The sequence below is a fragment of the Duodenibacillus massiliensis genome (assembly GCF_900128485.1).
In the GTDB taxonomy this organism is placed as follows: Bacteria; Pseudomonadota; Gammaproteobacteria; order Burkholderiales; family Burkholderiaceae_F; genus Duodenibacillus; species Duodenibacillus massiliensis.
On record NZ_LT635859.1, the window covers coordinates 136,826 to 155,820 of the forward strand.

Sequence of the window (18,995 nt, forward strand, 5' to 3'; positions counted from 1 at the left end):
AAAAACAAAGTCGGAAACAAAAGAAAGTAGAACCTATGCCCAGCGCGTGTAGGGAGTCTTCGCGAGATTACTGTTGTAGTAGCGCGCCTCGCCCGAGACTTCTTTTCCGAGCCACGCGGGCTTAACAAAGGTCGTACCCTCTGAGGGAAGTTCAATCTCCGCCGTGACAAGCCCCGCATTCTCCCCTTCAAAAACGTCAATCTCCCAGGTGAGCCCCTCTCCGGCCGACACTCTGAAACGGATTTTCTTCACAATACCGCCGCATGAGAGCGTCTCAAGCATCGTAAGCGCGTCACCGGCCGGAATGTCATACTCAAATTCGGCCCGGGAAATACCGGTGTTGCGACCCTTAACCGTCAGAAACCCGCGGTTTCCCGCCACCCGCACCCTCACGACGGCGCGCTCTGTATCAGCAAGATAGCCCTGCGCCATCACGGTACCGGCGCCAGCCGTCGCCCGCCAGGCATCACTTTTCACCAAAAATTTGCGTTCGGTCTCAACACCCATCGCCAGCCTCGTTTCCAAAATCTTTGCAACACGGCATTACAGCACGGTTTCCCGCGCTTTGTCAGCGCTTTGCGCGGGTACAATCTCAGCACCAAAAATCATAGGCAGGACGCGTTTCCGGAAACCCTCGTTTCCGGGCTTACGCCTCCGGCGAAACTCAATTTTTCAGTTATGAGTGAAACAAACCTTTTAAAGGGCGCTGCGGATCTGTCGGCATCCGTTGCCCTGTTGCGCTTCACCGGCGAAGACCGTGAGGCGTTTCTGCAGGGGCAGCTCACCAACGACGTGAGGCACCTTACCGCGGACTCCCTGATGACAGCAGGCTGGTGCTCCCCCAAAGGCCGGCTTCTCGCGGTCTTTCAGTTGTATAAAGACAATGACGCGGTCTACGCCTTCACGGCGCGCGAAACGCTGGACACGACCGTTAAGCGCCTCAGAATGTACATTCTGAGAAGCAAGGTGAAGGTTGAAGAAGTAAAGGACCTCACCGTTGCCGGGATCGTGGGAGACGTGCCCTCTGATCTTCCGACAGTGAAATGCTTTACCCAAACGTCGGGAAGCCCCGAAGCACTTGATGCTCTCGGGCTTACCTCAGGCCGCGCCCTCGCACTCGTTAAAGCCGACACGGAACTCACGGGCAGCGCCGAAGCTTATTGGGCCGCAACGGCGGCCGCGGGCGTTCCCTTTATTGTTTCGGCCACAAGCGACAAATTTGTCCCTCAGGCCGTGAACCTCGAGTGCATCGGGGGCGTGAGCTTTAATAAGGGCTGCTACACCGGTCAGGAAATCGTCTCCCGCGTGGAGCACATCGGTAAGACAGCACGGCGCGCCGCGCTTTTTGCCTGCGGTAAGGCACTTCCCGCAGGAAGCGACATCACCGATGCCGGCGGCACCGTTGCCGGCACCGTGGTGCTTTCAGCGGCCGCAGGCTCCAAGGCCGCAGTGCTTGCGCAGGTCGCAGCCGACAAAACCGCTGACACATACCGAGCGGGCGAGGCGGTGCTCACGGCTCTTTCCCTTCCCTACAGTTATTCCCGCAGCGATAAGTAATCATGGCAGACATTCACATCAATACCCCGGAAGAAATTGAAGGCATGCGGCGCGTGGGCCGCAAGGCAAGTGAACTTCTGGACTTCATTACCCCGTACGTCAAGGCAGGCGTCACGACGCTGGCTCTCGATAAACTCATGCTTGAGTACACGGTGGACGAACTCAAATGCAAGTCCGCATGCCTCAACTACGCCCCCAAGGGCTGCATTCCCTATCCGGCCGCGACCTGCATTTCCCCCAACCACGTGATCTGTCACGGGATTCCGAGCGAAAAGAAGGTTCTTAAAAACGGCGACATCGTCAACATCGACATCACGATCGTGGACGAAGACGGTTACTACGGCGACAACTCCCGCATGTTTGAGATCGGTAAGCCCACGATTGCCGGCCACCGTCTCTGCGAAGCGACGTTTGAATGCATGTGGAAGGGCATTGAAGCCGTTCGCCCCGGCAACTGCTTTAACGATATCGGCATTGCCTGCCAGAAGTACTGCGATTCGCTCGGTTTAAGCGTTGTGAAGGAATACGGCGGACACGGTATCGGCCGCCACGTCTTTCACGGGGACCCGCATGTGAGCCACTCCCCGATTGCAACGCCCACGGCGGAATTCAAACCCGGCATGATCTTTACCATTGAACCGATGGTTAACGCCGGGCGCCGTCACATCATGGACTTAAACGACGGCTGGACGGTGGTCACGAAAGACCGCTCGCTTTCGGCGCAGTGGGAGCTTGAGGTACTTGTCACCGAAACCGGTTACGACATCCTCACCGTGAGCAAAGGCTCGCGCGAAGCGCCCGCCTGGGTTAAGGGCTGGAAAAAGCCGCACTTTGACTGATCACGACAATGGCCGCGCCCGCTGATACCACCGCCCGTTTTGTCACACTGCGCCGGGAGCTCGGCGAGCAGTTTTTAAAAAACGGACGCGTCTCCGCCTATCTCAAATGCCACACAACGATCATTGACCGTTATGTGGCCGAGTGCGCGCAGAAGGCGGGCCTCACCGACGCCTGCGCCGTTGTCGCCGTCGGGGGCTACGGGCGCGCGGAAATGTTTCCCTTTTCCGATATCGACGTCCTCGTTTTAATGCCCGAAGGGCACGATGCGGCCACAGACCTTGCAACGGAACACTTCGTCACCGAACTCTGGAACCTGGGGCTTACGGTGGGAAGCGTTGTGCGTACACCCCGGGAAATGCGCGAAGAGGCTAAGGGCGATATATCCGTTGCAACCGCCTTTCTTGAAGCGCGGTTTCTCTTTGGTAACCGCGCGCTTTTTGACGAAGTGAACTCCGCTTTTCTCAAGGAGCTTGACGCGCGGGCGTTTTTCCGCAGCAAGATGCTTGAGATGCGGCAGCGGCACTTAAGAAGCGAAGACAGCCCATACGCGCTCGAACCCAACATCAAGGAAAGCCCCGGGGGCTTACGTGACCTTCAGGTCTTTTTGTGGTGCGCGAAAGCTGCGGGCTGGGGCGCCAACTGGCGGCAGCTTGCAGCCGCGGGCCTTATCACCGAAACCGAAAGCTACCATCTCGGGCAGTGCCAGCACTTTTTAAATGCCCTGAGAATCCGGCTGCATCTTCTCGCCAACCGTCACGAAGACCGGCTCGTGTTTGACGTGCAGACGCAGCTTGCGGTAAGCGCAGGCTACAAAGACACTGCGGGTTTGAGCGCAAGCGAAGAGCTCATGAAGCGCTACTACCTCAACGCCAAAAACACGGTGCAGTTAAACGCGGTGCTGCTGCAGGCAATTTCCGACAAGCTCTTTGACCGCGGGGAAATGAAGGCCGTTGCAATCGACAGCGTCTTTACCGCGCGCGGCATTTATCTTGACATTGTCTCGGAAGACGCTTTTTACGGCGATCCCCGCAATATCCTCAAAGCCTTTTACGTCTACGCGCAGCACCGGGAATTAAAGGCGATGTCAACGCGGCTGTTGCGTGCGCTCTGGCACTCCCGCTACAAAATCGATGCGGCCTTCAGAAACGACCCCGAAAACAAGGCGCTCTTTATTTCAATTCTGAAGCTGCACTACGGGCCGTACCACTGCCTCAAAAACATGAACACCTGGGGCATTTTGGGGCGGTTTCTCCCGGTCTTCCGGCGCATCGTGGGGCAGATGCAGCATGACCTCTTTCACGCCTATACGGTGGACCAGCACACTCTGCTCGTCGTCAAGAACTTAAGGCGCTTTGCCCACTCCTCCTACGCGCATGAATTTCCGCTCTGCTCCCAGGCAGTAAGCGAACTCCCCGAGCCCTGGCGGCTTACGGTTGCGGGGCTTTTTCACGACATCGCCAAGGGCCGCGGGGGAAATCATTCCGAACTCGGCGCAAAAGAAGCGGAGAGCTTCGGCGTGAGCTTTGGGCTGACGCCCGAAGACACCGACTTTATCGTCTTTCTCGTGCGTGAGCACCTCACGATGAGCCACACGGCGCAAAAAGAAGACATCAGCGATCCGGAGGTGGTGCAGCGCTTTGCGGCGCTTGTGAAGACCCCGGACCGGTTAAACGCGCTTTTTGCGCTTACGGTTGCTGACATCCGCGCCACGGGCCCCAAGGTTTGGAACGCCTGGAAGGAGCAGCTATTGGAGGACCTTTACCGCAGCACGATGCGGGTTCTCTCGGGTGAAGCCAGGGACTCAAGCCGCGCCACGGTCTTTGCCCGGCGGCGCGATGAGGCCTGCCGGCTGGTGGACGCCGAAGGCATTCCCGCCTTCGTGCGCGACGCCTTCTGGAAGGAATTAAACATCGTTTACTTCCTGCGCCACAGCCCCGAAGACATTGCCTGGCACGCCAAGGAACTGGCCTGGGCACCGAGCCTTCCCTACCCCGTGGTGCGCTCGCGGGTTGCACAAAACGGTGCAGGCATTGAAGTGCTCGTTTACGTCAAGGACCAGGAAAACCTTTTTGCGCGCGTGGTCTCCTACTTTGAGCAGCAGGGCCTCTCGGTTCTTGACGCCCGCATTCACACCACGGCCCACGGCTGGGCGCTGGATACGTTTCTTGTGCAGGACCGCAGAAACCGCAGCGACATCGACTTTTTCGTGAGCCAGCTGCAGGTGAGCCTTGCGAAGGTCATAGCAGATGCCAAGCCCCTGCCGGGACCCAAGACCGGGAAACTCTCGCGCAGGGGCCGCAACTTCCCTGCGCCCCCCTACGTCTCAATTGAACGCGATGAATCCAACCACGGCTGGATTCTGCAGATTGCCGGCAACGACCGCCTGGGGCTGCTCTTTGCCATCGCGGTTGTCTTAAGCCGGAACGGCGTAAGTCTTGCGACCGCCAAGATCGCTACGTTAGGAGAGCGCGTTGAAGACGTCTTTCTCATTAACGGCCGGGTGCTTGAAAACGAAGAGGCCTTAATCCGCATCGAAAACGAACTCATCGATGCGCTCAATAACGCCAAATAGCAAAAAGGCAGAGATCAGAAAAATCTCTGCCTTTTTCGTTACCGGTTAAACCTGCCGGTTACTTACGGTCCGCAAGATCCGGAACGTCGCGTTCCGTCGCACCCGTAAAGAGCTGACGCGGACGGCCGATACGGTAAGCCGGATCGTCAATCATCTCATTCATCTGGGCGAACCACCCCACGGTGCGGGCGAGCGCAAAGATAGCGGTAAAGAGCGGCACCGGAATACCCAAAGCCTTCTGCACGATACCGGAGTAGAAGTCCACGTTCGGGTAGAGGTGACGCGAGATGAAGTAATCGTCTTCCAGAGCAATCTTTTCAAGCTTCATCGCGAGGTTAAAGATCGGATCGTTGTGAAGGCCCAGTTCATCGAGCACCTCGTGGCAGGTTTCACGCATGAGCTTGGCGCGCGGGTCGTAGTTCTTGTAGACGCGGTGCCCGAAGCCCATGAGGCGCACGCCGGAGCTCTTATCCTTCACCTTATTAATGAAGTCACCGATCTTTTCCACACCGCCTTCGGCCTGGATCTTATAGAGCATGTTAAGCGCCGCTTCGTTGGCGCCGCCGTGCGAGGGCCCCCAGAGGCACGCCACGCCGGCCGCAATCGCCGCAAAGGGGCTTGTGCCGGAACTTGCGCACAGACGCACGGTCGAAGTGGAAGCGTTCTGTTCGTGATCGGCATGCAGAATAAAGATGCGGTCAATGGCGCGCGTCATCACATCGTTACCTTCGTATTCCTCACAGGGAATGGCAAACATCATGCGCATGAAGTTGGCGGAATAGGAAAGACCGTTCTTCGGATAGACGTACGGCTCGCCGATCGAGTACTTGTAGGCCATGGCGACCAAAGTCGGCATTTTGGCAATCATCTGCACGGCAGCCATACGGCGCTGGTCATCGTCCAGAAGGTTGCTGCTCTTCGGGTAGAACGCGCTCATAGCGCCCACCAGGCCCGTTAAAACAGCCATCGGGTGCGCGTCACGGCGGAAACCGCGAAGGAAGAACTGCATCTGCTCGTGAATCATCGTGTGATGCATCACGAGGTCGTTGAATTCAGCCTTCTGATCGGCGTTGGGGAGTTCCCCGTTTAAAAGCAGATAGCAGACTTCCAGGAAGTCGCACTTTTTGGCGAGCTGCTCAATGGGATAGCCGCGGTACAGGAGTTTGCCGGCATTACCGTCAATGTAGGTAATCGAACTGCGGCAGGCGGCGGTAGCCATAAATCCCGGATCGTAGGTGAACTTGCCGGTCTGCTTGTAAAGAGTCGAAATATCGATTGCATCAGGGCCGACACTGCCCGTCAGAACGGGAAGAGTTACGGACGGTGTACCGTCAGAGAACTCAAGTTTGACGGACTTATCACTGACCTCTGCCATGGACTGTTTCCTCCAAATAAATAGCGTGGGGCATTCCGGTGAACGCGCCCCGTTTCACCAAACAATAGAGATATCGGCCGCAAACGCAAGAGCCTTTTGAAGCTCGTTACGAATTTAGAAAGAATCTTCTAAGCGTTATCCCGATAAAAAAGTGACGATCTCCGGGGCATGGGAGGAAAGCTGTAGGAAGGTCTGCAACACTTTTGAGTGACCGGCACAAGACAAAAATACACCGTAACCTCTGGACTTGCTGCGGGGAAAATCCGAAGAAGGAAAAAGTGCCAGGCAAAGAAAAACCCCCGAGACCGTTTTGATCCCGAGGGTTTTAAATGGTAAAGCCCGGCAGTGTCCTACTTTCACTGGAAATACAACCAACTATCATCGGCCCAGAAGCGTTTCACTGTCCTGTTCGGAATGGGAAGGAGTGGTACCGCCACGGTATGGCCGCCGGGCAAAGCCTGTTGTCTCAGAAGTTCATCAATTGAACTCCCGTGACGAAGTCTTTGCAAAAAGAAGTAAGCGTCGGAACGCGATTATTTGCATTCACTGCGCTTCAAAATCCATTGTCCGTTTCTCAACTGCCTTACATTAGGCTAGGCAGCACGGTTATAGGATCAAGCCTCACGAGCAATTAGTATCAGTCAGCTCAACGCCTCACAGCGCTTGCACTCCTGACCTATCAACGTCCTGGTCTCGAACGACTCTTCTGGGAGGTCTAGCCTCCGGGAAGACTTATCTTCAGGCAAGTTTCCCGCTTAGATGCTTTCAGCGGTTATCTCTTCCGCACATAGCTACCCGGCTGTGCCACTGGCGTGACAACCGGTACACCAGAGGTGCGTCCACTCCGGTCCTCTCGTACTAGGAGCAGCCCCCGTCAATCTTCCAGCGCCCGCGGCAGATAGGGACCAAACTGTCTCACGACGTTTTAAACCCAGCTCACGTACCTCTTTAAATGGCGAACAGCCATACCCTTGGGACCGGCTACAGCCCCAGGATGAGATGAGCCGACATCGAGGTGCCAAACACCGCCGTCGATATGAACTCTTGGGCGGTATCAGCCTGTTATCCCCAGAGTACCTTTTATCCGTTGAGCGATGGCCCTTCCATTCAGTGCCACCGGATCACTATGACCTGCTTTCGCATCTGCTCGACTTGTCGGTCTCGCAGTCAAGCACGCTTGCGCCATTGCACTATCAGCACGATTTCCGACCGTACCTAGCGTACCTTTGTACTCCTCCGTTACCCTTTAGGAGGAGACCGCCCCAGTCAAACTGCCTACCATGCACGGTCCCGGAACAGGTTTACTGTCCGCGGTTAGAACCTCAAACAAATCAGGGCGGTATTTCAACGTCGGCTCCCCAAAGACTGGCGTCCTCGGTTCTCTGCCTCCCGCCTATCCTACACAGATCGGTTCAAAGTCCAATGCAAAGCTGCAGTAAAGGTTCATGGGGTCTTTCCGTCTAGCCGCGGGGAGATTGCATCATCACAAACATTTCAACTTCACTGAGTCTCGGGAGGAGACAGTGTGGCCATCATTATGCCATTCGTGCAGGTCGGAACTTACCCGACAAGGAATTTCGCTACCTTAGGACCGTTATAGTTACGGCCGCCGTTTACCGGGACTTCGATCAGGAGCTCTCACCCCATCACTTAATCTTCCGGCACCGGGCAGGCATCNAACTAGGCTGCTGCGGTTTCGCTCGCCGCTACTGCCGCAATCTCGGTTGATTTCTTTTCCTGCAGTTACTTAGATGTTTCAGTTCACTGCGTTCGCTTCACAAACCTATGTATTCAGTTTGTGATACCGGTTACCCGGTGAGTTTCCTCATTCGGACATCTGCGGATCAAAGTCTTTTTGCCGACTCCCCGCAGCTTTTCGCAGGCTTACACGTCCTTCATCGCCTATGATCGCCAAGGCATCCACCACATACACTTAGTCACTTGATCCTATAACCCTGCAGCCTTTTGCCCGCAGAGTATTCACGTGACTGATTTCGTAACGTGCTGTTCTCTTGGTTAATTCGTTGAGATTCTCGTTCAATGAAGATTTGAAACTCAGTTCAAATGCAATCACATCCCGTTTCAGCGTCTCATCAACGCTGAAATTGAACGCTTTACTTCTTTTTCCAAATTTTTAAAGAGCTCGGCGCATCTTCGTACTGAAGACACTCCGTTTAAAAACTCTCATACAAGAGCTTTTGAACTGAATGTCTGGTGGAGACAAACGGGATCGAACCGTTGACCCCCTGCTTGCAAAGCAGGTGCTCTCCCAGCTGAGCTATGCCCCCGCGTGTTTCATGCACTGCGTTTGGTGGGTCTTGATGGACTCGAACCATCGACCCCCGCCTTATCAAGACGATGCTCTAACCAGCTGAGCTAAAGACCCAACCGCATTACAACTTCAACAGACTCAACCGATAAGTGTGGGAACTTCTTTCTTGTGCTGCAGTCCCTTTCGGAAACTTTCTCTAGAAAGGAGGTGATCCAGTCGCACCTTCCGGTACGACTACCTTGTTACGACTTCACCCCAGTCATGAAACCCACCGTGGGCGCCGCCTTCCTTGCGGTTGGGCAAACGTCTTCTGGTGAACCCCACTCCCATGGTGTGACGGGCGGTGTGTACAAGACCCGGGAACGTATTCACCGCGGCATGCTGATCCGCGATTACTAGCGATTCCGACTTCATGCAGTCGAGTTGCAGACTGCAATCCGGACTACGATCGGTTTTCTGGGATTGGCTTCACCTCGCGGCTTCGCTGCCCTCTGTTCCGACCATTGTATGACGTGTGAGGCCCCAGCCATAAGGGCCATGAGGACTTGACGTCATCCCCACCTTCCTCCGGTTTGTCACCGGCAGTCTCATCAGAGTGCCCTTTCGTAGCAACTGATGACAAGGGTTGCGCTCGTTGCGGGACTTAACCCAACATCTCACGACACGAGCTGACGACAGCCATGCAGCACCTGTGCTCAGGTTCCCTTGCGGGCACTGCCTCATCTCCGAGGCATTCCTGACATGTCAAGGCTGGGTAAGGTTTTTCGCGTTGCATCGAATTAATCCACATCATCCACCGCTTGTGCGGGTCCCCGTCAATTCCTTTGAGTTTTAATCTTGCGACCGTACTCCCCAGGCGGTCTGCTTCACGCGTTGGCTTCGTTACTGAGAATTAAATTCCCAACAACCAGCAGACATCGTTTAGGGCGTGGACTACCAGGGTATCTAATCCTGTTTGCTCCCCACGCTTTCGTGCATGAGCGTCAGTTGCGTCCCAGGGGGCTGCCTTCGCCATCGGTGTTCTTCCACATATCTACGCATTTCACTGCTACACGTGGAATTCCACCCCCCTCTGACGTACTCCAGTCGGACAGTCACAAATGCAGTTCCCAGGTTAAGCCCGGGGATTTCACATCTGTCTTACCCAACCGCCTGCGCACGCTTTACGCCCAGTAATTCCGATTAACGCTTGCACCCTACGTATTACCGCGGCTGCTGGCACGTAGTTAGCCGGTGCTTATTCTTCAGGTACCGTCAGCACTCCGGCATATTACTCCGGAGCTTTTCGTCCCTGACAAAAGCGGTTTACAACCCGAAGGCCTTCTTCCCGCACGCGGCATGGCTGGATCAGGGTTGCCCCCATTGTCCAAAATTCCCCACTGCTGCCTCCCGTAGGAGTCTGGACCGTGTCTCAGTTCCAGTGTGGCTGGTCGTCCTCTCAGACCAGCTATTGATCGTCGCCTTGGTGAGCCTTTACCTCCCCAACTAGCTAATCAATCATCGGCCGCTCCGTCTGCGCCGGGCCTTGCGGTCCCCGGCTTTCACCCTCAGGTCTCATGCGGTATTAGCCATCCTTTCGGACGGTTGTCCCCCACAAACGGACACGTTCCGATGTATTACTCACCCGTTCGCCACTCGCCATCAGAGAGCAAGCTCTCCATGCTGCCGTTCGACTTGCATGTGTAAGGCATGCCGCCAGCGTTCAATCTGAGCCAGGATCAAACTCTTCACTTGAATCCTGCTTTTTGGTCGTACTCAAATCACTCGCAGAAACTGACTGAGATAAATCTCAATCATTTCTTTGGCTTAAAGTCTGAGTACTTCCGATTTTTTTGCGTTTCCATGAAGAAACTGCATTTTTCAGAAGCACCCACACTTATCGGTTCGTCTGTTTCAGATTTTTAAAGAGCATTTGTTGCCGTTTCGTCGGCGACAAGGTTGCGTATATTACACAACCGTTTTTCGTTTTGCAGGTCCGTCGGAAATTTTTTTTGTTTTCTTTCGGCTTTGCGCCTTCGTCTTAACGGCGAAGGGTGCGCATTATGAGCGTGCGTAAAAACGCTGTCAATAACTTACGGGAAAACACCTAATTCAAAGTCTTCCCGGCAGACTCCGGCAGCGGCACCACGCCGATCCCTTCTTCGACGAGCTCCCGGGCTTCCTTTCTTGTGCACATGCCTTTGATGAGGCGCTGCGGCATGGCGCCGCGGTACATGGCCCGGGCCTGACGCGGAAAATCCTCCCCCACGTCAACCGCAGACTCCGCGGCTTTCCGGACGCCTGCAAAAAAGCGTTCGGCAGCCTCGCGTACGACACTCTCTTGAGCAGAAACTGTTCTGTCGGCGTCTTCTGAAGCAGAAACGTCAGCTCCGATGTGCGCGGCCGTGGGCATGCGCTTAACATCGCTTGTTTCGCAGTACGGACAGACAACAAGGCCGCGCGCGAGCTGCCCGTCGCAGTCTTCAAGGCTCGAAAACCACGCTTCAAAACGGTGGCCGTGTGTGCAGCTCATGTCAAAAATCTTGATGCTCATTGCTTGTCTTTCCCGTATACCTCACGCATTGTAGACGGACCGATACCTCATTTTTCATCTGGAAACAAGCGTCAGCGAAATGTATCCGCAGCCGCCCGTCTATTGCCAACTGCAACAGGAACCGCCCGCGGTTAACAAACTGTTGCGTTCACTGACAGTCGGTTTCAGCAGGCGGGCTCTCCGTCCTATAAAGTGCGTCTCCGAGGAAAGGACAAATCCTCGAGTGATTCTCCTTTGGTTACTTTTTCCGGCAGAAGTTCTTCGAGCTTCTGCCGTTTTTTTTCGCGTCGGGCCCGCTGCGCGATACACTCACGGGCAAGAACTTTTTTGAGAAGGAACCGCCAAGTGTCCAATTTTCCGCGTCTTATTCTCGGACTTTCCGCCGCAGGCCTGATTCTTGCGGGCTGCAGCTCGTTTCCTGCCATGACTGACAAAGACAATACGGCCGCAGCTGCCGGCGAGGCTCTTCAGCTCACCGACACGAGCTGGATGATGAAACTGCCGAAAAACTCCCAGTGCGATGTGCCGCCGATGATTGAGTTCGGCGAAAAACAAGCCTCCGGCGACATGGGCTGTAACCGCTTTACTGCCTCTTACAGCGTTGACGGCACCAAAATTCAGTTTGACCAGGTCGCAGCCACCCTGCGCATGTGCGGCCCGGAATACATGAAGCTTGAAGACCAGATGCAAAATCTTCTCAATGCCGCGCGTTCGGCCAAGCAGACAAAAACCGCCCTCACCTTCTTTGATGAAGACGGCAAAGAAATCCTGACGCTTGTACCTGAAGAAGCCGGCGCCTGCGAATAAAGAGCTCTTTTAAGTCAAACGCCGACGGTTGGCCCGCCGGCGTTTTTCTTTGGGATTAATGCGCCGCTTCCCAGTTGTCGGCCACCCCGACCTGCGCGATCAAAGGCACCGAAAGCGAAGCCACAGAAGCCATCAGCCGCGGAAGCGCTTCAGACACGGCCGCCACTTCTTTTTCCGGCACCTCAAGCACAAGTTCATCGTGCACCTGCAGAACCATGCGGCTTTCCAGCTTATTTTCGGCAAGCCACCGGCTCACCGCAGTCATCGCCATCTTGATGAGGTCGGCTGCCGTTCCCTGCATCGGGGCGTTAATGGCCGCGCGCTCTGCCGCGGCACGCATCTGCGCGCGGGCACTGCGGATATCGGGCAGCCACAGCCTTCTGCCGAAAGCGGTCTCAACAAACCCGTCGCGGTGAGCGGCCAGGCGCGTCTCTTCCATGTACTTGGCGACTTTGGGATAGCGGGCAAAGTACTGCTCGATATAGTTGGCGGCCACAGACCGCGCCACGCCGAGGTTTTGCGCAAGCCCGAAGGCGCTCATACCGTAAATGAGACCGAAATTGATGACTTTAGCCATGCGGCGCTCGTCCGCGGTCACATTTTCGGGCGCCACGCCGAAGACTTCCGCCGCGGTCGCCCGGTGAATGTCTTCCCCGTTACGGAAGGCTTTAAGAAGCCCTTCGTCACCGGAAATATGCGCCATGATTCTCAATTCAATCTGCGAGTAGTCGGCCGAAATAATCCGGGAGCCCGCGGGCGCCACAAAGGCCTCACGGATTTTGCGGCCCTCAGGAGACCTCACCGGAATATTCTGCAGATTGGGGTCCGAACTTGCGAGGCGCCCGGTGACGGCCGTTGCCTGACCGAATGTCGTGTGAATCCGGCCGTCGGCGGGATCTGCCATCAGCGGGAGCTTATCCGTGTAGGTGCCCTTGAGTTTCGTGAGACGCCGGTAGTCCAGAATGAGTTTGGGCAGCGGATAATCAAGCGCCAGTTCAGTGAGAACTTCTTCGTCCGTCGAAGGCGTTCCCGAGGCCGTCTTTTTCTTCACCGGAAGCCCGAGCTTATTAAAGAGGACGTCGGCAAGCTGCTTGGGACTTGCGGGATTAAAGGAGTCGCCCGCCAATTCCTGAATCTTGGCTTCAATCCCCTCGATTTCTTCGCCCATCGCAGAAGACAATGCCTTGAGTTTTGCGATGTCAACGTCTACGCCCGTGCGCTCCATTTCCCCCAAGACCGCACAGACCGGCAGTTCAATGGTTTCATAAATGCGCGTGAGGCCGGCGTCCGCGGCCATCCGGGACTTCATGACGGCAGCAGCCGTTCTCAGACACGCCGCTGCCGTCGTGAGAAACGCCCCGACAGCGGCTGCGGGCATTTGAGACACCTTCTTTTTCTGCGCGCCTTTACCCAGGAAATCCTCTTCCGAGGGAAGCGCCACGGCACAGTAGCGGGCCGCAAGTTTCTGCAAATCGTGCTTTAAATGCGCTTCAAGGACGTAACTCATGAGCATCGCATCACCCGAAGCAGCACATTCGGTAATGCCGAAGTTTCTTAACACGTGGCGCGCGTACTTGAGGTCATGCATGACTTTCGGCGCGTCCGACGCAAACCAGGGCGCAAGGCGCTTTATGTCGTGAGCGGCGAGGTTTTTGCCTTCTTCGTGCGTCACCGGCAGGTAATAGCGCTCCAAAGGCGTTACCGCGAGACCGATCCCAACCGTCACATCATGCAGGGGATTCATACGGTCGGTTAAAAGCGTCACCGCAACCGGCGGCTCCTGAGGCTCAATACGGGTAAGACGCGCGATGAGTGCATTGAGTTTTTCCGCGTCATCCACGGTTTCAAAACTTCCCGCCTGCGAGGGATCCACCGCCACCGCATCCGCCGTGTCTGCGGGCGCCGCAAAGAGATCCGTCTGAACCGGAGCACCCGTTGCCGCAGCCGCTGCCTTTGATTTGGGTTTGCCGGTTTTTGCCGCTCCCGCGCGCATCTCCCAGCGCGTGAAAAAGGCGGTGAGTTTTTCTTCGTCCACCGCACCTGCCACGAGCTCTTCGGGCTTAGACGGCAGTTCCACGGCACAATTAATCGTCACAAGCTTTCGGGCCGTTTCCAGAAACGGCAGCCCCGCGCGGAGGTTTTCGCCGATCTTGCCCTTCACTTCCCCGGCGTGCGCAACGAGGTTGTCAAGGCTCCCCCACTCGTTAATCCATTTGGCGGCGGTCACCGGTCCGCACTTATTGATCCCGGGGACGTTGTCGACTTTGTCACCCATGAGCGCCAGGTAGTCGATGATCCGGTCCGGAGCCACACCGTACTTGGCCTTGACGCCCTCAGCGTCCAAAACCTGGCGCGTCATGGTGTTCACAAGCCGGATACGTCCGTCCACAAGCTGCGCGAGATCCTTGTCGCCGGTCGCAATAAACACGTCCCAGCTGAGAGCGTCCGCGCGTTTGGCGTAAGTTGCGAGCACATCGTCGGCTTCAACGCCTGCGATCTGAATCAGGGGCCAGCCGGACAACCGAACCATTTCCATGATGGGCTCAATCTGCACCCGCAGGTCATCGGGCATCGGCGGGCGGTTGGCTTTGTAATCGGCAAAAATCGCGTGGCGGAAGTTTTTCCCGGGCGCGTCAAAAATGCAGGCTTTGTAGTCAGGCTGAACAAGAGAAGCCACATTCTTGAGCATCCCGTTAAAGCCCTTGATGGCGCCCGTGGGCTCCCCGTTACTCGTCATCAGAGGGGGCAGCGCATGGTAGGCGCGGAACAGATAGTTGGATCCGTCGACAAGCAGAAGTCTGGGCATGGTTCACTAGAATAATAGGTTTGTCCGCGCGATTTTAAAGCGCGCCCGCCTCTGTCCGAAAACGCAATTCGCGCGCTTTCAGGAAAAATGCGTGTTCTATTGAGCCCGTGCATGATGCGGCAGGGCCCGCGAGTGCATAATAGATCTAACGAAATGACCGGCCGCGGCGTTAAGCCCGAAGCGGCCCCTTAAAGCAATACCGGCGGCACAGGTCCGCCAAAGGAAGTGCCATGCGCCTCACACTTTTCACTGCACTGATGCTTGCGGCAGTCCCCGCTCTTGCCGCGCCCCTTGATGCGCCGCCCGCCTTTACCGGTAAAGCCGTTGAAGCGCAGCCGGTAACGGAGCCCGCAGCCAAAGCCCCTGCGGCCGACGGCTATAACGATCTTGCCCCCACCGAGGAAGACATGCGCCGCGCGCGGGCCGAGCGGCGTCACCAGTATTCGAGCCAGCCCGAACCCTATATTTCGCCCCGGGGCACCAAGATTGAGGAGCTCCATGACCAAAACAACCGTCTCACGGAGGTCCGTGTGACCCCGGGCACCACGGAAATTCCCTACACGATGAAAAACCGCAGCGACCGTCCGATTGACAACCGTCCGGGCGCTGATCCCCGCAGCACGCTCGATACGCCGAAATTCATTCAGTTCGGCTGGTAGCAACCAACCTAATTTTTGTCCTATGGCTGTTTTTACAACAATTACCGAAGCCGATGCACAGGAAATCCTGCGGCACTTCAGCATCGGCCCTCTGACCAGTCTGAAGCCCATCGCAAGCGGCATTGAAAACACCAACTATTTTCTCGATACGCCGCAGGGACACTGGGTCCTGACCGTCTTTGAAAAGCTCACCCCCGATGAGCTCCCCTTTTATCTGGAGTTCTGCGAGCACTTAGCGGGAAAAGGCTGCCGCGTGGCCTGTCCGGTGCGAACCTCTTACGGCAATCTTTTTGACTTCGTTCACGGCAAGCCCTACAGCATCGCCAACCGGCTTGAGGGTACGGACGTGCGCACGATGGGCGTGGCGGAGTGCCGCTCGATGGGACGGCTTCTTGCGCAGATGCATATCGCGGCCCGGGACTTTCACCGCTTCCAGGAAAACCTGCGGGGTCTGAGCTGGTGGCAGGAGACGGTTCCCAAGCTCAGGGACGTGGTAAGCGATGAGATCTACACGATGCTTACCAAAGAGCTCGCGTTTCTGGAAACGCAGGTGACGCTTCCCGCCTACCGCAGGCTTCCTGTGACCGCCTGCCACTGCGACCTCTTCCGTAACAATGCGTTAATCATGAACGCGGGAACGGATGCGGCTGAAGTTTCCGGCGTCTTTGACTTTTACTTTGCGGGCTGCATGCCCTGGCTCTACGACCTTGCGGTGACCGTGAACGACTGGTGCGTGGATGAGGCGACCGGACACTTCAATCCCGTGACGCTTAAAGCCTTTATGGACGCGTATAACGCCGTGCGGCCCCTCACGGCCGACGAAAAGGCAATGTGGCGCACGTGCTTAAGGGGTGCCGCAATCCGCTTCTGGATCAGCCGCCTCTACGACTTTTATAAGCCGAGAAAAGCGAGCCTCTTAAAGCCCCACGATCCGACGCACTTTCAGAGAGTGTTACACAATCGGCAGACGTGTGAGCTCTATTGGCCCGCGTCAAACTGATAAGCTACGATCAAAGAGCCGGAGACACTCTCTCCGGCCGTTTTTTTCTGTCCACTTTTTCAATGAACGACACCAATCACTCCAGACATCTCGGGCCCGCGGCGGGCTGGCTTTGGTTTCAGGCGGGGCTCGCGGCCGTGCGGCGCGAACCCCTGTCACTCGCGGTCGTCGCGATTTTTTACATGTCGACGATGGCCATTCTCTCGATCCTGCCTGTGGTGGGGTCGCTTGCGGCATCGCTTTTTATGCCCTTCGGGACCGTCTTTCTCGGGCGTGCGGTCAAGGTGACCATGCAGGGAAAGCAACCCGGGTTTGCGCTTTTGGCGGAAATCTTTCGTGATGCCCGCCACCGCCGGGCACTTTTTAACGTGGGCCTGGTGTTTGCCGTGGCGCTGTCGCTCACAAACCTCGTTTTTGACTGGCTTGCCGCCGATGCCGTTGCGCAGTGGGGGTCGCTTGAAAACGGGCGACTTGACTGGTCAACGGTCTCGCAGCACATCCCCTACGACGCCATGATTGCCGCGGCCGTCATCTACATTCCGGCACTGATGGCGACGTGGTTTGCGCCGCTTCTTGTCTCTGAAAAATCGATGAGCGCCGGAAAAGCCCTTTTTTATTCCTTTTTCGGGTGCCTCAGAAACATCCTTGCCGTGATTGTTCTCGGGGTCGTTCTTTCGGTCGCAATCGGCGTTGCCGCAGCGCTTCTCGTCTTTCTTATTTCCTTTCTGGAACTCACGGGCTCAGAAATGTTTCTCATAACGCCCTTTGCCTTTATCGCGTCCACGATCACGTACGCGTGCTACTGGCCGATGTATCAGACGCTTTTTGAAGCCGTAGGTAACCGTGACCTCAGTCAGACGGCCGCAAACCAGCCCGATCTCTGAGCGTACCAGGTGACGGTGGCCTTAAAGGCCTCAGCAAAATCCGCCGACGCTCTCCAGCCGAGCTCCCGGCGGATTTTTTCTGCCGTAAGTGCATAGCGCCTGTCGTGCCCCGGGCGGTCCGTGACAAACCTGATCTGACCGGCGTAAGAGCCGGAAGCCTTCGGGCGCAGCGCGTCAAGCGTTCGGCAGATAAGACGAACGAGCGTAAGGTTGTCGACCTCGTGACAGGCGCCCACGTTATAAACCTCACCCAAGCGGCCGCGCGAGAGCACTGCATCAATGGCGGCTGCATGATCTTCAACGTAAATCCAGTCTCGGATGTTGCTGCCGTCGCCGTAGACCGGAAGGGGTTTTCCTGCAAGTGCCCGCCCGATCATCAGAGGAATCAGTTTTTCCGGATACTGATACGGCCCGTAATTATTGGATGAGCAGGTTGTGAGAACAGGCAGCCCGTAGGTTTCAAACCAGGCCCGCACAGCATGCCCGGCCGCGGCCTTGGAGGCGGAGTACGGCGAATTGGGCCGCCAGGGCGTCGCCTCGGTAAAAGGCGCTTCGCCCGGATTCAGTGACCCGTAGACCTCATCGGTACTCACGTAGAGAAACCGAAAGGCCGCCCGCTTTTCTTCAGAGAGTTTTTCCCAGTAATTCTGAGCGGCGGTTAAAAGCGTGACGGTCCCTTGGACATTGACGTCAAAAAAGAGTGCCGGGCCCGTGATCGACCGGTCCACGTGGCTTTCGGCGGCCATGTGAATGACCGCGTCGGGCTGAAAGCGCGCAAAGAGGTCACAGAGCAGCGCGGCATCGCGGATGTCACCCTTTACAAAGTGATAATCGTCACGCGCCTCAAGACTTTTAAGCGCCGCGGGGCGCGCGGCGTAGGTAAGGGCATCGAGGTTCACGAGGGGGCCGCCCGAGAGCCTGAAGTGCCTCAGGATATAGTTCACCCCCACAAAGCCCGCACCGCCCGTAACGAGAATCACCGCACTCTCCTTAAAGCGCCAGATCCAGAAGCGACTTCGGTTTATACCCGATCGTCTGGATGCAGACCGGGGTCTGGTGTTTGGCAAGGTCCAGGGTCTCAGAGACCTTATCCGGGTCAAAGGTCATGCGCACAAGGCAATTCAAGGTGAGCGCCGCACAGGCCATATAGACGGCCTGCACCTTCACACCGACGTCGAGAATCCGCGCGCGTTCAAGCGCCACATCGGCTTTTTCCGAAAGTTCCGGCTTATCGACGTAACGGATGACGTTTTTGGCCATTTCCGTCACAAAATTTGTGGCGCGGTCGTTTGAAGCTACATAGACAATATGCACCGGCGCGTTTTTCACAAGGGGCTGCCACAGGCACAGGTCCTTACGACGGTCGTGGTCCTTCACAAAAACGAGGGCCGAATTCTTTGCATCCCAGAGCCACACGCCGTTTGCCTTTACGACGTAAAGATCAATTTCCTGCCAGTTCATCGCTGAGGGCGTCGTGCGGCGCCCGTCTTTGCGGTTGATGCCGTCAGCGGCCCAAAGAACTGCGGCGAGGTCCTCGTCGCTTACCGTCTCATCGGAAAAATCGCGGCTTGTGCGGCGCTTTTCAAAGACTTCAGTTAAAGGCATCGTCATCACGCGGGGCGCGGCCAGACGGCGCATCGGCGGCTGCGGCGCCGCGGGCTTTTTGCGCTTTAAGGAGACCATACGGATT

Annotated in this window: 13 protein-coding genes, 2 tRNA genes, 2 rRNA genes and 1 other annotated feature; of the genes, 7 read left to right on the forward strand and 10 right to left on the reverse strand. The window is 56.5% G+C overall.

The window, feature by feature from the left end; genetic code table 11:
• Positions 1–33 precede the first annotated feature (33 nt).
• Positions 34–507, reverse strand: coding sequence for a CYTH domain-containing protein (locus BQ7486_RS03605; RefSeq protein WP_074009008.1), 474 nt, complete (start codon positions 505–507; stop codon positions 34–36).
• 171 nt (positions 508–678) lie between these two features.
• Between BQ7486_RS03605 and ygfZ the strand changes: the two genes are divergently transcribed.
• The 3 genes from ygfZ to BQ7486_RS03620 are packed head-to-tail and all read left to right on the forward strand — an operon-like array spanning position 679 to position 4,969.
• A complete protein-coding gene (ygfZ, locus tag BQ7486_RS03610; protein ID WP_143183032.1) occupies positions 679–1,557 on the forward strand; it encodes a CAF17-like 4Fe-4S cluster assembly/insertion protein YgfZ in 879 nt (292 codons plus the stop codon).
• Between the two features lie 2 nt (positions 1,558–1,559).
• Complete coding sequence (gene map / locus BQ7486_RS03615; protein WP_022373086.1) at positions 1,560–2,396, forward strand: type I methionyl aminopeptidase; 837 nt, start codon at positions 1,560–1,562, stop codon at positions 2,394–2,396.
• Between the two features lie 8 nt (positions 2,397–2,404).
• The gene (locus BQ7486_RS03620; RefSeq protein WP_074009010.1) at positions 2,405–4,969 is read left to right on the forward strand and encodes a [protein-PII] uridylyltransferase; all 2,565 of its coding nucleotides are present in this window, start codon (positions 2,405–2,407) and stop codon (positions 4,967–4,969) included.
• A 58-nt stretch (positions 4,970–5,027) separates the two neighbouring features.
• On the opposite strand, the gene BQ7486_RS03625 is transcribed toward BQ7486_RS03620, so the two are convergent.
• The 6 genes from BQ7486_RS03625 to BQ7486_RS03650 all read right to left on the reverse strand — a co-directional run bounded on the left by BQ7486_RS03625 (position 5,028) and on the right by BQ7486_RS03650 (position 11,149).
• Complete coding sequence (locus BQ7486_RS03625; RefSeq protein WP_022373088.1) at positions 5,028–6,344, reverse strand: citrate synthase; 1,317 nt, start codon at positions 6,342–6,344, stop codon at positions 5,028–5,030.
• A gap of 337 nt (positions 6,345–6,681) precedes the next feature.
• Positions 6,682–6,796, reverse strand: a 5S ribosomal RNA gene (gene rrf / locus BQ7486_RS03630).
• 158 nt (positions 6,797–6,954) lie between these two features.
• Positions 6,955–8,291: a sequence feature (23S ribosomal RNA rRNA prediction is too short), on the reverse strand.
• Between the two features lie 265 nt (positions 8,292–8,556).
• Positions 8,557–8,632, reverse strand: a tRNA-Ala gene (locus BQ7486_RS03635).
• A gap of 21 nt (positions 8,633–8,653) precedes the next feature.
• A tRNA-Ile gene (locus BQ7486_RS03640) sits at positions 8,654–8,730 on the reverse strand.
• 86 nt (positions 8,731–8,816) lie between these two features.
• Positions 8,817–10,350, reverse strand: a 16S ribosomal RNA gene (locus tag BQ7486_RS03645).
• A gap of 352 nt (positions 10,351–10,702) precedes the next feature.
• The gene (locus BQ7486_RS03650; RefSeq protein WP_022373690.1) at positions 10,703–11,149 is read right to left on the reverse strand and encodes a DUF1178 family protein; all 447 of its coding nucleotides are present in this window, start codon (positions 11,147–11,149) and stop codon (positions 10,703–10,705) included.
• Positions 11,150–11,494: 345 nt separating this feature from the next.
• Here BQ7486_RS03650 and BQ7486_RS03655 point away from each other — a divergent pair, with 345 nt between their 5' ends.
• Positions 11,495–11,956 (forward strand): META domain-containing protein, encoded by a 462-nt coding sequence (locus BQ7486_RS03655; protein ID WP_074009011.1) that lies wholly within the window; start codon positions 11,495–11,497, stop codon positions 11,954–11,956.
• 55 nt (positions 11,957–12,011) lie between these two features.
• Here the strand turns inward: BQ7486_RS03655 and polA are convergent, their stop codons facing one another.
• Positions 12,012–14,762, reverse strand: coding sequence for a DNA polymerase I (polA, locus tag BQ7486_RS03660; protein WP_074009012.1), 2,751 nt, complete (start codon positions 14,760–14,762; stop codon positions 12,012–12,014).
• Between the two features lie 230 nt (positions 14,763–14,992).
• Between polA and BQ7486_RS03665 the strand changes: the two genes are divergently transcribed.
• The 3 genes from BQ7486_RS03665 (at position 14,993) to BQ7486_RS03675 (ending at position 17,305) form a co-directional block, all read left to right on the forward strand.
• On the forward strand, positions 14,993–15,421 hold the full coding sequence (locus tag BQ7486_RS03665; protein ID WP_074009013.1) for a hypothetical protein: 429 nt from the start codon (positions 14,993–14,995) through the stop codon (positions 15,419–15,421).
• A 22-nt stretch (positions 15,422–15,443) separates the two neighbouring features.
• The gene (locus BQ7486_RS03670) at positions 15,444–16,421 is read left to right on the forward strand and encodes a homoserine kinase (RefSeq protein ID WP_074009014.1); all 978 of its coding nucleotides are present in this window, start codon (positions 15,444–15,446) and stop codon (positions 16,419–16,421) included.
• Positions 16,422–16,483: 62 nt separating this feature from the next.
• On the forward strand, positions 16,484–17,305 hold the full coding sequence (locus tag BQ7486_RS03675; RefSeq protein WP_074009015.1) for a BPSS1780 family membrane protein: 822 nt from the start codon (positions 16,484–16,486) through the stop codon (positions 17,303–17,305).
• Here the strand turns inward: BQ7486_RS03675 and rfbB are convergent.
• Both rfbB and BQ7486_RS03685 read right to left on the reverse strand, forming a co-directional pair.
• Positions 17,275–18,285: a dTDP-glucose 4,6-dehydratase gene (rfbB, locus tag BQ7486_RS03680; protein ID WP_074009016.1), complete on the reverse strand. Its 1,011-nt coding sequence runs from the start codon at positions 18,283–18,285 to the stop codon at positions 17,275–17,277. The two genes, BQ7486_RS03675 and rfbB, sit on opposite strands and share 31 nt — an antisense overlap.
• A gap of 10 nt (positions 18,286–18,295) precedes the next feature.
• A complete protein-coding gene (locus BQ7486_RS03685; RefSeq protein WP_074009017.1) occupies positions 18,296–18,988 on the reverse strand; it encodes a SagB/ThcOx family dehydrogenase in 693 nt (230 codons plus the stop codon).
• Positions 18,989–18,995: the final 7 nt, after the last annotated feature.

Coding starts and splice junctions, on each gene's coding strand:
- BQ7486_RS03605 (WP_074009008.1), bottom strand. CDS start 507: ATGGGTGTTGAGACCGAACGCAAATTTTTGGTGAAAAGTGATGCCTGG.
- ygfZ (WP_143183032.1), top strand. CDS start 679: ATGAGTGAAACAAACCTTTTAAAGGGCGCTGCGGATCTGTCGGCATCC.
- map (WP_022373086.1), top strand. CDS start 1,560: ATGGCAGACATTCACATCAATACCCCGGAAGAAATTGAAGGCATGCGG.
- BQ7486_RS03620 (WP_074009010.1), top strand. CDS start 2,405: ATGGCCGCGCCCGCTGATACCACCGCCCGTTTTGTCACACTGCGCCGG.
- BQ7486_RS03625 (WP_022373088.1), bottom strand. CDS start 6,344: ATGGCAGAGGTCAGTGATAAGTCCGTCAAACTTGAGTTCTCTGACGGT.
- BQ7486_RS03650 (WP_022373690.1), bottom strand. CDS start 11,149: ATGAGCATCAAGATTTTTGACATGAGCTGCACACACGGCCACCGTTTT.
- polA (WP_074009012.1), bottom strand. CDS start 14,762: ATGCCCAGACTTCTGCTTGTCGACGGATCCAACTATCTGTTCCGCGCC.
- BQ7486_RS03665 (WP_074009013.1), top strand. CDS start 14,993: ATGCGCCTCACACTTTTCACTGCACTGATGCTTGCGGCAGTCCCCGCT.
- BQ7486_RS03670 (WP_074009014.1), top strand. CDS start 15,444: ATGGCTGTTTTTACAACAATTACCGAAGCCGATGCACAGGAAATCCTG.
- BQ7486_RS03675 (WP_074009015.1), top strand. CDS start 16,484: ATGAACGACACCAATCACTCCAGACATCTCGGGCCCGCGGCGGGCTGG.
- BQ7486_RS03685 (WP_074009017.1), bottom strand. CDS start 18,988: ATGGTCTCCTTAAAGCGCAAAAAGCCCGCGGCGCCGCAGCCGCCGATG.